This is a genomic window from Acidobacteriota bacterium (genome assembly GCA_038040445.1).
GTDB classification, from domain to species: Bacteria; Acidobacteriota; Blastocatellia; order UBA7656; family UBA7656; genus Onstottus_A; species Onstottus_A frigus.
This window is the reverse complement of record JBBPIG010000021.1, coordinates 1-12,528: the sequence shown is the minus strand read 5'-3', so window position 1 is coordinate 12,528 and position 12,528 is coordinate 1. Positions and strand designations below refer to the sequence as shown.

Here is a 12,528-nt window from a genome sequence, read left to right as displayed (position 1 = left end):
CAGAACGGATAGTTTTTTAGTGTTTGATCTTTGCCCACGCGGCATGAAGATCAAATCCCGGGCTGGTCTCAGAAGTGTGACAAGTTCCGCACGCTGTCTTCATATCGGCAACGCGGCCGTACCCCTTTCCAGGCTTCGCAACGTGATTGCTGCCCGGGCCGTGACATTGTTCGCATTGCACATTCTGAAATCTCGCCAGCTCGACTTTGTTGGCGGCACTCGCCGCTTTGAACCCGGTTCCATGGCAGTCGAGACAGCTTGGTTCGAACTCGTTCCCCCGCGTTTGAAGCGAATTGCTCGCATGTGCGTGAGCGCTGTTGACCCATTTCATGAACTGGGCGAGGTGACACTGGTTGCAAGAGGTGCTTGGGACGCCGGGTGATGACTCGCCTCTCGAGGAATCTGGGTTTGGCGATTTGCTGGTGACACGTGCGTTGCCGCTTGCCAGCCAATTCTCCAAAAGCTTCTTTGAGTTGTTGCGCGCCGCAGTTTCGGCGCTGTTCGCCGCGTCGACCAATTGCTTCGCCGCAGGGTGCTCGGGAATCGATGTCTCATCCAACGCGATAAAGCGCTGCCTGGTAGAAAACTTGCCCGGAGCGGTTTGATAGAAGCGAAGCTCACCGAGCAGTCTCGTTTCGAACGGCGTGAAGACTATCAGCGTCTGGGCGACGTAGAAGGGAGGCGTGAAATTCTGCTCGAGCGACAACCCGTTGCCCGCAATTATGACGTCAATGCCCGGCGCCTCCCGGGCGATCCGCGCGGCCTCTTCCGAGCTAGCCTTCGCGAGTAACACGACCAGATTCGCCCGCTTTCGAGCTTCGGGGATTGTGCGCCTGGCTGCCTCCGCAGGGTCAATAAACTTGAGACCTGCGGGCGGCGATGGTGAGGTTTCGGTAAGCCCGATGAAAGCCACCCGTATCGGCTTCGAGCCCGGCTGTCTGGAAGGCAACTCGCGGACGATGAAGGGATGTGGCGCCACAAAACCAGGGGACTCGCTCACGATGTTGGCAGATACGAGCCGGTCGAGTAGTGGCTCAGATTCCAGGCGACGGGTGAGCTCCGGTTCTGCGAGCACGGTCGAGAAGTAACGTAGATCGTGTGAGGAGACATTTGCTACATCGACCGGGAATTGGCTATAAGCCTTCAACACCCAGTCGTTTTTTGCTACCGCGTCCGGGCGAAGACTGCCGTGCGCGCTTCGCTCGTCCGACATGAAGTTTCCGGTGTCGACCAGCAGCGAAGGTATCTGGCCCAGTCGCTCGCGAAACAATTTTAAGTAGCTGACACGCCGTGTCAGTCCCCCGAAACGGGGCGGTTTTCAGCCGCAGGAGTCGAGACTCCCCCGCGTGTCGCCGGCGAAGTGCACGACGAACGCCGCTCCGTCGTCGACGCCAACGCGTTTCTCGAGCGGCATGTCAATTCCGGCGATCTCGAACAAGCGCGCGGATTGGATCGGCGTTGCGCCAGAGGACTTCCGCGGCTGCACGAAGAAAGCAAATCCGGCTACAAATAGAATCGCAGCGAGCTTCAGCACTTTTATCGGTTTTGGGTTTGTCATGAGTTTAAATCGATTTGAATTCGTACTATTCAGCGCCTCGAACAATGTAGTTGATAGGGCGAGCATTAGGCAAGCAAGGCCCTAGTATTGCAAGTATCGGAGTCTAGCGATAGGAAGCGGTACGCGGCTACTGGATCGAATCGACAAATCCGATGAAACTTGAAACAGCTTGCGACAGCTCCGCGAGATGACCTTCGAAGAAATGATCCGCACCCTCGATTATCTTGAGTTGCTTCGGCTCATCCAGCGCGGCGAACAACTTCGCCAAATCCTCGACTGATCCGACCTCATCAAGCGATCCTTGAACGAATAGCTTCGGCTTGTTGCACCGGCCGATCTCGGTGAAGTCGTACTTCGAAACCGGAACTCCCGCTGCCACGAAAGCTCGCACGCGGTCATCGCAAGCCGCCGCCCGAAGCATCACCGCGGAGCCGAACGAAAAGCCCGCGAGCCAGATTTCAGCGTCGGGATACTTCTCTTCAATAAACTCAATCGCGGCCCATAAGTCATCCTGTTCACCCCGCCCACTGTCGTGTTCGCCCTGGCTTCGACCCGTGCCACGGAAGTTGAACCGAAGCACTGCGAAACCCGCATCCTCGAACGCGCGGGCGATTCGGAAGACCACCTTGTTATGCATCGTCCCACCAAACAGTGGATGCGGATGGCACGCGATGGCTGCGCGAGTTACCGGCGGAGCTGGTTCTTTGAGGATGGCTTCGAGTCGTCCGGAGGGGCCTTCAAAGAAAGTGTTGCCCGTTAGGTCAGTCATAAGCGGTTACCAATCGATGATGATCCTAACATTTCGCCACGAGGCGGGGCGAGTTGACCGCGCGCACAAGAGCCGCGTAGGCTGACACGCTATGCCAACCCGGCGACCCGCGAAGAAGGACTGACTTATTCTGATACTGCCGCGCAGGCTTCTGCCAAAGCAGCGCATGCATTAGCATGTTAGAACCATAACGCGGGAGGCACCGCTATGAAGACCCTGCTACTACTGCGACACGCTAAATCAGATTGGGGCGATTCTTCGCTGCGCGACTTCGACCGTCCGCTGGCGGCGCGCGGAAAGCGCGACGCTCCGCGAGTTGGCAAGGCGCTTCGGAAGCGCGGCCCGTTGCCCGACTTGATTATCAGTTCGCCGGCCGCTCGCGCTAAGGCGACCATTCTAGATGTGATGAAAGCGGCGAAGCTTGACGGCGAACCCCGATTTGACGAAGCGATATACGGAGCTTCGTCTGCCGAGCTAATGAAGCTGATTAGGCGTCTGGAGGACGGCAGCTTTTGCGCTTTGCTGGTCGGGCACAATCCCGGCTTTGAAGATTTGCTCGAGCGGTTGACTGGCTCGAACGAGCGAATGCCAACGGCCGCCCTCGCCCGCATAGAGTTTCAAATCGATCACTGGGAAGATGTGGAAGATGGAAAAGGACGACTCGCCTGGCTGCTGACTCCCAAGCAAATCGGCGAGTAGTTATTTCAGAGCGAGGTGTTACATGACAGATTCTGTTTTGCGCGAGCAACTGGTAAAGCTGCTTCGCGGCGGCGAGGCGCGCGTCAAAGCCGAAACGGCGCTGGCCGATGTCAATCCCAAGCTTCGCAATGTTCGCCCTGGCGCAGATGTGCATTCGGTTTGGGAAGTGCTCGAGCACTTGCGGATCGCGCAGGAAGATATTTTGCGATACACGCTGGACCCTTCGTGGAAGTCGCCCGAGTGGCCCGAAGGATATTGGCCCACCAGGACCGAAAGCGTGACAGATGCGATGTGGCAAGCTTCGGTTGATGGATTCGCCACCGGCCTCGAAGAATTGATCAAACTGATTCAGGATTCGGAAGTGGATTTAACAGCCAAGGTCCCTCACGGCGACTGGCGGACGTATCTCAGGCAGATACTGTTGGTAGCGGACCACAACGCGTATCATCTTGGCCAGATCGTACAGACGCGAAAGTTACTCGGGGACTGGCGTGGATAGATTAGAATACGACCACCGCAAGTCCGGAGTCGTCGCATTGATCGGGCGTCCCAACGCGGGCAAGTCCACGCTACTCAACGCAATCATCGGTGAAAAGATCGCGATCGTCTCGGACAAGCCTCAGACGACTCGCACGCGCATCGCCGGGGTGTTGACTCGCGGGGAAGGCCAGATCGTTTTTCTTGACACCCCCGGCATACACAAACCCGGTTACAGGCTCAACCGCCGGATGATGGCTATCGTTACCGACGCGCTTTCGACCGTCGACTTGATCTTGCTGATCATCGACGCGACAGAGCCGATGGGGCGCGGCGATCAGTTCGTGCTCGATATGTTGAAGCGGGCCGGCACTCGCGCGTTCCTGCTGCCTAACAAAGTCGACGCGCTGCGCGACAAGAAGCAGTTGCTTCCGCTGATCGAGCGTTATACCGGCGAGCAAGAGTTTGCCGAAGTCATTCCGCTCTCGGCGCTAACCGGCGATGGAGTCGAGTTGCTGGTCCCCAGGGTCTTCGAATATCTGCCCGCCGGCCCGCAGCTATATCCCGAAGACGAGATGACCGATCAGCCCGAGCGAGTGCTCGCCGCCGAACTTGTGCGCGAGAAGATTCTTCAAGTGACCGGCGAAGAATTGCCGTACGTCACGGCCGTCGTGACCGAACGCTGGGAGGAGACCGAAGGCATCACCAGGATTCACTGTTTGATCTACGTCGAGCGGCCGTCGCACCGGGCCATCGTAATCGGGAAAGCCGGCGCCCGGCTGAAGGACATCGGTACCGCCGCTCGCGCGGATATCGAGAAGCTGCTCGGCCGGCATGTCTTCCTGAATCTGTTCGTGAAGGTGCGCGAGCGCTGGCGCGACGACGAACGCACACTTGATGAGTTGGGAATCCGGTGATTTCCGATTGACGATTGGCGATTCGGTGATTTCCGATTGGCGATTGCCGATTGAGGATTCGGTGGTTTCCGATTGCCGATTGAATTCCGTTGTGAGGCAGTTAAGCGCAAGGCATCATTCAACGTATGAGCTCTCCAATCGACAATCGCCAATCGGCAATCGGAAATTCTGGCAATCGGCAATCGGCAATCGGCAATCCTCACTGGTGGCTCGTCACGCTCGATGTCTCGCGAGATGCCGAAGAAGAGGCAAGCGCGCTACTCTTCGACCTCGGGTCAACCGGGATCGTCACGCTCGAGGAGAGCGCTGATGCGGTGAAGCTCGGCGCGTACTTCGATGGCGCCGTAAACGCGGACGATATCAAACGGGGAGTTGAAGCCGAGTTCGCGCGAACCGGACGGCGCGATGCGCTGAGCAGTTGTTCCATTTCGCCAGTTCCAGAACAGGACTGGATGCAGAAATGGAAAGAAGGATTCGAAGCTGTTGAGATCGGCAGCCGGCTGGTTGTCGCGCCATCCTGGAAGCTCCCCGACAAGAGCGAGGGCCGGGTGGTGATTCAAATCGATCCCGGCATGGCCTTCGGCACCGGGACACACGAGACTACGCGGCTGTGTTTGGAAGCAATCGAACGCTACTGGCACGGGGGCAGCCTGCTGGATGTAGGAACCGGGACAGGGATACTTGCGATTGCGGCGGCGGCGCTCGCGGCCGGTTCGCGTGTAGTCGCAATCGACGTTGATCCGCAAGCGGTCGGAGTCGCGCGCGAGAACGTCGCGATCAACGGCGTCTCGGGCTCCATCGAATTGATCGAAGGGCAGCCGGGCCATGATTTAGGTCTGACCGGTCAGGCGTTCGATGTAGTAGTAGCGAATTTGACGGCAGAAGTCATCGTCGCCTTGATGGCTGAACTTGCGGGTTGCCTCGCTCCCGAAGGTCTGATGATACTGTCAGGCGTACTCAGTGAGCTCGCCGAGGATGTTGAGCTCTCGCTCGGCGCCGCCGGTTGCAGAGTGATTGAACGGCGGCACGCGGGCGAGTGGTGTGCGCTCATCGCGCGAAGAGCTTAGCTTGCACCTGGGAGCGCAGGCATCCCTGCCTGCATGGCGTTGCGCAGAAAAGATAATAGCCGCTAGCGGAAAAAGGCAGGCAAGGATGCCTGCGCTCCCAGGGCCTGCATCGCGTTGCGCAGAAAAGAGAATAGCCGTTAGCGGAAAAAGGCAGGCAAGGATGCCTGCGCTCCCAGGGAGAGAAAGAATGGCGCGTCGAAGATTCTACGCACCGCCCGACAGCATCGAAGCGGAGATCGTAACTCTTTCAGCGGACGAAACGCACCACTTGATGCACGTGCTGCGGATGACCCCCGGGGATGAGGCCTTCGTCTTTGACGGCTGTGGCAACGAGTACAAGTGCAGCTTTCGCAGCTTGAAGGACACCTACGCACAGTTGGAAATCACGGATGCGCTCTGCGATATTGTCGAGTCACCGCTTCATCTAACTCTTGCTCACGCGCTGGCCAAAGGGGAGAAGTTCGACTTCATAATTCAGAAGGCGACCGAGCTGGGTGTCAGCCGGATCGCGCCGCTGGTGACTCGATACGCAGACGTGAGGCTCGACGATCAACAGAGAACCAGGCGGGTCGAGAGATGGCGGCGAATATCGCTCGAAGCGCTGAAGCAATGCGGCCGCCGCAAGCTTGTGGAGATAACCGCTCCACGCACTCTTCAGGAGTTTTTCAGCGACAGCGACCAATCGCCGCCGGTTCGGAGCTCACCTGCCCTTTCTTCTCAGACTCACCGAGCACTGCTGCTTTTCAGCGAAAGAGGCGGCGTTACGTTGACCGATGCGCTCGACGGGATATCGAACGGGAGCCCCGTCGTCGCGCTAGTCGGACCAGAAGGCGGATGGAGCGATGAAGAGCTGGCACTGTTAAACGAGTTTGGTTGCAAATCAGTCACCCTTGGTCCGCGGGTTTTGAGGACTGAGACCGCCGCCGTGGTCGCGATAGCATTGATCCAGAATGCGATGGGCGGTCTTTCAACGAGAGGGACGGAGTGACAAACGAAGCGCACTTTTATGATCGCCGGCTCGAGACGCTTTCACCAGACCAGCTTCGCGAGCTACAGGACGAACGGCTTCGCGCTCTGACGGGCGAGCTGCGTACCAACCAGTTTTATCAAGAAAAAGCTCGCGCCGCCGGATTTGACCTTACACGCATCGAGCGCGGGGACGACTTGCGCCGATTCCCATTCACCACCAAACAAGAACTGGTCGACGAACAGCTCGAGCATCCGCCGTTTGGGAGACTGCTCACTTACCCGCTCTCGCGCTATCGCTACTTTCACCAGACTTCGGGCACGACAGGGCGGCCGCTGAAGTGCCTCGACACCAAAGAGGATTGGGACTGGTGGATGCGCTGTTGGGGATATGTTTATCGCGCTGCCGACGTGACCCCGGATGACATCGTCTTTTGCGCGTTCTCGTTTGGGCCTTACATCAGCCACTGGACGGCGATCTCGGGCGCGCGGCATATCGGCGCAATGTGTATTTCGGGCGGCGGCATGAATTCCGAACAGCGGCTGCAGTGTCTACTGGACAATCGGGCGACGGTGATCGTTTGCACACCGACCTATGCGCTGCGTCTCGCCGAGGTTTCGCGGGTGCTCGGAATTGATTTGCACTCGTCGGCAATTCGAATAGGCATCTATGCCGGCGAGCCGGGCGCAAGCCTGCCGAACGTCAAGCGCGCGATTGAAGCGGCGTGGGGCGCGACTTGTTTCGATCACGCGGGCGCGACCGAAGCCGGCGCGTGGGCTTTTGACTGCGAAGCTCAAACCGGGGCGATCCATTTAAACGAGGCCGAGTTCATCTTCGAGATGATCGACCCTGAAAGCGGCGCGTCAATCGACGAAGGTCAGCGCGGTGAGCTTGTGATAACGAACCTTGGCCGCGCAGGGATGCCGGTGCTGCGGTATCGGACTGGAGACCTGGTCGAGCTGACAACCGAGCCGTGCGATTGCGGAAGGGGGTTCGCTCGGATCAAGGGCGGCGTGGTAGGTCGCGCTGACGATATGATCATAGTGCGCGGAGTCAATCTGTATCCGAGCGCGATTGATGACTTGATTCGCAGCTTGCGAAACATCTCGGAGTACGAAGTGAACATCCGCCGGGTCGCTGGTATGGATGATTTGTCTATCAGGATTGAAACGGCGGCTTCTTTCGACGATACCGCGCGCTTACTGACTCATGCGTTCCGAACGCAGTACAGCATTCGGGTCAGCGTTGAACAGGCGGCGACGGGCAGCCTCCCGCGCTACGAGTTCAAGGCGCGACGGTTCAAGAGAATCGGTTAGTTTTGGAGTGCACCGGCTGTGCCAGCTCGTGCGGAATTCAGGGTAATGGAGAAGGCACTGGTAGCTGAACTGAATCGTAGGATAAATGGCACAGTCTCGCATGCGGCGCGGGGGTACTGTACGCTGAGACCGGGTTGCTCGACGAGGCTGAGCGAGAGTTTCAAACTCATCTCATAGATCAGCCGAATAATGAGCGTGTAAAGAAGCTGCTGGAGACAGTCAGATCGTGGCGCGGCACGGAGCACTCCCGCCGCCTTCGCCTACCACAACGAAGCCACACCAGTAATAGGGCTTCGTCCTATATCGCGGATCATTTGTCTATAGTTGCCGCAGTTCTTTGAAGATAGGTCGGATCTTCACCGTCTATGAGTCCCATAGTATAGCATTTGGAATAGCTTACCGGCCTTCCACGTCGATGGGATCTCGAAGCGTTCGCCGGAACTATCATGACCGGTTCTGATCTCGATATCACGTAGTGCGTTGTAGCTCCAGATGCTATCTTCTTCACTCGCCAGTTTCGGTGATCATACGCATACTGCGCTGCCCCTCCGTCGATGCTTACTACCCGATTCTCTGCGTCGTACGTGTAGCTGTGTGATCCGGCATTAGTCACGTTGCCCGCCGCATCATAGCTGAAGCCAACCGCATTCACTGTCGCGATCTGATTAGTCGGCACGCCGCCACTCTGCTGCAACGTCACCGTCTGAATCTGATTTCCACCGGTCACCGCATCCCACGCAGTAGTGCGGTTGCCCCAGCGGTCGTAGGCAAATCGCCGCTGCGCACTTGCTCCATTGCTGGTCTGGCTCGACGTAGCCAGGCGTCCCTGCAGGTCATAGGTGAAGCCCGCACTCTCCGTTGTGCCGTTGATCGTCCCACTGACGCTCATCAACTGCGCGGCATTGCCCGCCGTAGAGCCGCTGCCGTTCTGACCTGAAAGAGCCACTTGCGCTAATGAGCCTGAGAAGGCTCGATTAGAGACAGAAAACGAGTAAGTACTATCGCGGCTTCACTGACCATCATTTCATGCCCCCGATAACATCGTCGTGTAAGTCACACCGCTCAGAGACGAAGACTGGGGTGGGTGTTTCGGAGCGGCCGAAAAGTCTGTGTTGGCTAATTCGTTCAGCCGGTGTTACAAGCAGAGTTGTTGCTCTTTGTTGCAGTAATCTGCTCAAGAACTTCTTCCGCCATTCCTCTTACTATCTCATCCGAGTCTTTCAACAATTCCTTCAGAAGCGGAACAGCCTTCTTGACTAGGTCAGGTATCTTGCTTTGTTCTGTCAACTCATCAAAGGCGAACAGCACGCTGCGCCTCACAAAAACATCCTTGTTTTTCAGCAGACTGATAAGAACCATTATGCCCTTATTGCAACTCGCAAGCTGAAAAGCTGAATGTCTTCGCAACAGCCCGTCCTCGTCCCTGTCCAGCAGCAACTCGTGAAACGCATTTACGGCGGTCTCGTTCTCCTCATCAAGCTCTAGCAAGATCGAAGCTAGTCTGTACCGTTGTTCTCCGCGCTTGCCCTTGGTCGCATCTGTTAATGCGGGGATTACAATGGGTCCGGCGCGGAGCAATAGATCTCTCCCTTCGATGTACACGTTCTCATCCTTCTGGTGGAGTTGATTGATGGCCTGCTGGATTTGCTTTGGATTGATCCCGTCATCAGGCTTGGGCGGCGCAGAATTGTTCGAGGTTGGCTTTACGCCTTTGGCGCGCCACTGGAATGGTCCCTCGTCGATTCGCGGCGGCCGTTCAAACACGGCGGGGTCATAATGGACGTTGATCTCCACCTGCAAGGGGATGCTCCGGTCCCCGTCATAGCTGATTGTGTGTGGCAGGAAGATGCCATTAGCCTCACGGTAATCGGAGAACCCGTGCCATTGAAAAATCTTGCCGGTGTACTTGCTGAGGTATCCTATGCGAACAGGAAGGGGGGTCTTCGAATCAAGATAAACAGCAACGCGGAAGGGATCTATCTTGACCTCCAGTACATCAACATCCGTCGATCCCACTTTGCTCCGGGATGCCTTGAGCAATTCGGGCGCGGACCATCTCGTCTCAAGTAGATAGAGCAATTGGCACTCAGTTAGAGGCCATCTAGCTTCCGGCTTCAGTTCAGACTTCTTCGGGTCATTTGGCAAGTGCCCCACGACAAAGTAGCCGACGTTTTGCTGGAAATTCCTCACCTCGGCTGCCAAGCCGAGCTTGGATGGCCTGCGATCCTCCCAGGCCCAGTACTTATCCGGGAATACACAGAGTTCTGTTGACGACCCTCTTACCGAAAAGGTCTGCGTGATTGCTATGCTCTGAACTGCTTTCAACCGCTCTCGCCCACCCTTGGCCGCGATAGCCATCTCCCAGAGTTGCTTTGCTCTTTCGAGGGAACTTTCGCCCTTTGATTGTCCGTCAATGATACTCCCACTTAGCTCGAGACACGGACGGGTGCGAGCATCCATCTGTGCCGATGCCAAACTCGCGACTAAGAGCGACAAGATCGCCACCGTGCTGCAACGGCCTACCTTTCGATCATCACGAATTAACATAAAGAAGTGCCGTGAATCCTTCTAGCGTTTCGCCCGCCACTGTTCGGCCCCATCAGCGATGCGCGGTGCCCGCTCGAAGATGGCAGGATCATAGTCGACATTTATTTCGATCTTCAGCGGTATACTGCGGCCGCCATTGTAGCTGATTGAATGAGGCACTAGAATGCCCTTCACCTCGCGATAATCAGACAGCCCATACGACTTAAAGATTCGGTCGCCCGTATCGCGCAGGAAGTATCCTATACGAACCGGCAGATGAGTCTTCGAGTCAAGGAAAACGCCTGTGCGAAACTGATCTACCTTGATCTCGACAATATCAACAGCGTTGGAGCCTAGGTTACCCCTGTACGACGTGAGGAGCTGAGGCTTAAACCAATTGGTTTCAAGTAGGTTTATGAGTTGGCACTCAGTGATAGGCCATCTAGCTCCCGGCTTCAGTTCAGACTTCTTCGGGTCATTTGGCAAGTGGCCAACGACAAAGTAGCCAACGTTTTGCTGGAAATTCCTCACCTCGGCAGCCAAGCCGAGTTTAGTTGGCATGCGATCCTCCCAGACCCAGTACTTATCCGGGAATACACAGAGTTCTGTTGTCGGCCCTCGTCCCGAAAAGGTCTGCGTGATTGCTATGCTCTGAACTGCTTTCAACCGCTCTCGCCCACCCTTGGCCGCGATAGCCATCTCCCAAAGCTGCTTCGCTTTTTCCGACGGGTTATCATCCTTTGATTGGTTATTCCTAATAGCTGCCCGCAGCGTAACCGACAGGACTATCATAACTACAAATACATGGAGTAACCTTTTCATCACCAGCCCGTCTTCTCTTAAGTATTCCTCTTTATTTTTCAGACTCGACGCGCAGAACTGTTAGCTGGCTTTGAGCTTTTGGGTCGCCATTGGTATGGCCCATCATCAATTCGCGGTGGTCGCTCAAAGACGGCGGGGTCGTAATCGACATTGATCTCGACTTGGACGGGGATGTTTCGGCTCCCGTCATAGCTGATTGAGTGGGGTACCAGTATGCCGTTGACTTCGTGATAATCGGACAGCCCGTACCAAGTGAATATTTTGTCAACGTAGTTACTAAAGTATCCTACCCGCACGGGCAGATGGGTCTTCGTGTCCAGGAAAACGGCTATGCGAAACTTACCTACCCTAGTCTCGACAACATCCACGGAATGCAACCCCAGATTATCTTTGTACGCTCTGAGCACCTCGGGCTTGAACCATTTAGTCTCGAGGAGGTATATCAACTGAGGGTTTCTGAAACTTGCTCTATCTTCCGGTTTCAGTTCAGATTTCTTCGGGTCATTCGGCAAATACCCAACAACGAAATAGCCAATGTTCCGTTCGAAATTCCTCATCTCAGCCGCCAAGCCAAGCTTACTCGGCCTGCGATCCTCCCAAGCCCAGTACTTGTCTGGAAACACGCAGAGCTCGGTTGACCGGCCCCTTCCACCGAAGTCCTGCGTGATAGCTATGCTCTTAACAGCATCCAGCCGTTCCCGCCCCCCTTTGGCGGCAACAGCCATCTCCCAGAGATGCTTTGCTCTTTCCAGCGAAATGTCATCCTTAGATTGGTTGTTCATGATAGCCGCCTGCGGCGTAGCAACCATGACTATCATAGTCGCGAGTAAGGGGAATAGCCCTTTCATCAGCAACCTCCCTTCTTAATTATCTTCTTCACCAGATGCGGCAACACTTCGCCAAAAGTGTGTCCGAAGAACCCCACCAGATCCTGCCGGTAGTTAAACTTGTCTGTATCCAGATAAGCGAATAGTGTTCCAAAGGTCACCTGAAGGCTGCGTTTCCCTAGGCCCGAGGAGCCAGTGAAAGACCTAAAATCCGAAAATGGACCTGTGTCACCGAGCCGTTGCAGTTCACCTACATGGAAAGCTGAGCCAAAACTTCCGCCTCCGTTGAAGTATCCACTGTTTCTTACGTAGTCTTGTGCGGCCTGCAAATCAGAGAACTTCAGAATATAACCTTTTCCCGATTCCGAGATTTGCTTATCCCGAATGAATTGATCCAGCCCTGACCTTGCAAGCAGTTTGTCAACGTGCGCTCGGGCCGCAGCCTTAAGCATTTCGCATGGATCGTTTTGCTGCGGGTCCCGCTCAGGTAAAGGTTCCGGCTCACTGGGTGGCAGCTCGGGCACAGGAATAGGCCCACCAAAGAAAAAAGGAGGAATCAACGACGGACCCAGACTTATATCAG

At 56.1% G+C, this 12,528-nt stretch carries 14 protein-coding genes; 6 read left to right on the top strand and 8 right to left on the bottom strand.

The genetic code is table 11. The features are described from left to right. Positions 1 to 16: 16 nt before the first annotated feature. From AABO57_20560 to AABO57_20550, 3 genes are all read right to left on the bottom strand, one after another. Positions 17 to 1,213 (bottom strand): multiheme c-type cytochrome, encoded by a 1,197-nt coding sequence (locus AABO57_20560; GenBank protein MEK6288119.1) that lies wholly within the window; start codon positions 1,211 to 1,213, stop codon positions 17 to 19. A 105-nt stretch (positions 1,214 to 1,318) separates the two neighbouring features. After that, positions 1,319 to 1,558: a hypothetical protein gene (locus tag AABO57_20555; protein MEK6288118.1), complete on the bottom strand. Its 240-nt coding sequence runs from the start codon at positions 1,556 to 1,558 to the stop codon at positions 1,319 to 1,321. Positions 1,559 to 1,685: 127 nt separating this feature from the next. Continuing rightward, complete coding sequence (locus tag AABO57_20550; protein MEK6288117.1) at positions 1,686 to 2,327, bottom strand: alpha/beta fold hydrolase; 642 nt, start codon at positions 2,325 to 2,327, stop codon at positions 1,686 to 1,688. 207 nt (positions 2,328 to 2,534) lie between these two features. On the opposite strand from AABO57_20550, the gene AABO57_20545 reads away from it, so the two are divergent. The 6 genes from AABO57_20545 (at position 2,535) to AABO57_20520 (ending at position 7,770) form a co-directional block, all read left to right on the top strand. Continuing rightward, a complete protein-coding gene (locus tag AABO57_20545) occupies positions 2,535 to 3,026 on the top strand; it encodes a histidine phosphatase family protein (protein MEK6288116.1) in 492 nt (163 codons plus the stop codon). Between the two features lie 22 nt (positions 3,027 to 3,048). After that, positions 3,049 to 3,525, top strand: coding sequence for a DinB family protein (locus AABO57_20540; GenBank protein MEK6288115.1), 477 nt, complete (start codon positions 3,049 to 3,051; stop codon positions 3,523 to 3,525). Then, positions 3,518 to 4,420 (top strand): GTPase Era, encoded by a 903-nt coding sequence (gene era, locus AABO57_20535; GenBank protein ID MEK6288114.1) that lies wholly within the window; start codon positions 3,518 to 3,520, stop codon positions 4,418 to 4,420. Before AABO57_20540 ends, era begins: the two co-directional genes overlap by 8 nt. Positions 4,421 to 4,545: 125 nt before the next feature. Next, positions 4,546 to 5,487 carry a 50S ribosomal protein L11 methyltransferase gene (gene prmA, locus AABO57_20530; GenBank protein MEK6288113.1) on the top strand — a complete coding sequence of 314 codons (942 nt, stop codon included), beginning with the start codon at positions 4,546 to 4,548 and terminating at the stop codon, positions 5,485 to 5,487. A 187-nt stretch (positions 5,488 to 5,674) separates the two neighbouring features. Continuing rightward, positions 5,675 to 6,475, top strand: coding sequence for a 16S rRNA (uracil(1498)-N(3))-methyltransferase (locus AABO57_20525; GenBank protein ID MEK6288112.1), 801 nt, complete (start codon positions 5,675 to 5,677; stop codon positions 6,473 to 6,475). Further along, on the top strand, positions 6,472 to 7,770 hold the full coding sequence (locus AABO57_20520) for an AMP-binding protein (protein ID MEK6288111.1): 1,299 nt from the start codon (positions 6,472 to 6,474) through the stop codon (positions 7,768 to 7,770). Before AABO57_20525 ends, AABO57_20520 begins: the two co-directional genes overlap by 4 nt. Before the next feature lie 310 nt (positions 7,771 to 8,080). On the opposite strand, the gene AABO57_20515 is transcribed toward AABO57_20520, so the two are convergent. From AABO57_20515 to AABO57_20495, 5 genes are all read right to left on the bottom strand, one after another. Next, on the bottom strand, positions 8,081 to 8,716 hold the full coding sequence (locus tag AABO57_20515) for a hypothetical protein (GenBank protein ID MEK6288110.1): 636 nt from the start codon (positions 8,714 to 8,716) through the stop codon (positions 8,081 to 8,083). Positions 8,717 to 8,895: 179 nt separating this feature from the next. Next, on the bottom strand, positions 8,896 to 10,317 hold the full coding sequence (locus AABO57_20510; protein MEK6288109.1) for a HEAT repeat domain-containing protein: 1,422 nt from the start codon (positions 10,315 to 10,317) through the stop codon (positions 8,896 to 8,898). A gap of 21 nt (positions 10,318 to 10,338) precedes the next feature. Then, positions 10,339 to 11,118, bottom strand: a complete 780-nt coding sequence (locus tag AABO57_20505; protein MEK6288108.1) for a hypothetical protein — start codon at positions 11,116 to 11,118, stop codon at positions 10,339 to 10,341. A 38-nt stretch (positions 11,119 to 11,156) separates the two neighbouring features. Beyond that, complete coding sequence (locus AABO57_20500; protein MEK6288107.1) at positions 11,157 to 11,966, bottom strand: hypothetical protein; 810 nt, start codon at positions 11,964 to 11,966, stop codon at positions 11,157 to 11,159. Then, positions 11,966 to 12,528 (bottom strand): hypothetical protein (locus AABO57_20495; protein MEK6288106.1); only part of this gene is annotated, 563 nt, incomplete at its 5' end. The genes AABO57_20500 and AABO57_20495, both read right to left, overlap by 1 nt.

Excerpts from the sequence above, each read along its gene's own strand:
- AABO57_20550 (MEK6288117.1), bottom strand. The coding sequence starts at position 2,327 with ATGACTGACCTAACGGGCAACACTTTCTTTGAAGGCCCCTCCGGACGA.
- AABO57_20505 (MEK6288108.1), bottom strand. The coding sequence starts at position 11,118 with ATGAAAAGGTTACTCCATGTATTTGTAGTTATGATAGTCCTGTCGGTT.
- prmA (MEK6288113.1), top strand. The coding sequence starts at position 4,546 with ATGAGCTCTCCAATCGACAATCGCCAATCGGCAATCGGAAATTCTGGC.
- AABO57_20545 (MEK6288116.1), top strand. The coding sequence starts at position 2,535 with ATGAAGACCCTGCTACTACTGCGACACGCTAAATCAGATTGGGGCGAT.
- AABO57_20555 (MEK6288118.1), bottom strand. The coding sequence starts at position 1,558 with ATGACAAACCCAAAACCGATAAAAGTGCTGAAGCTCGCTGCGATTCTA.
- AABO57_20560 (MEK6288119.1), bottom strand. The coding sequence starts at position 1,213 with ATGTCGGACGAGCGAAGCGCGCACGGCAGTCTTCGCCCGGACGCGGTA.
- AABO57_20540 (MEK6288115.1), top strand. The coding sequence starts at position 3,049 with ATGACAGATTCTGTTTTGCGCGAGCAACTGGTAAAGCTGCTTCGCGGC.
- AABO57_20510 (MEK6288109.1), bottom strand. The coding sequence starts at position 10,317 with ATGTTAATTCGTGATGATCGAAAGGTAGGCCGTTGCAGCACGGTGGCG.
- AABO57_20525 (MEK6288112.1), top strand. The coding sequence starts at position 5,675 with ATGGCGCGTCGAAGATTCTACGCACCGCCCGACAGCATCGAAGCGGAG.
- AABO57_20500 (MEK6288107.1), bottom strand. The coding sequence starts at position 11,966 with ATGAAAGGGCTATTCCCCTTACTCGCGACTATGATAGTCATGGTTGCT.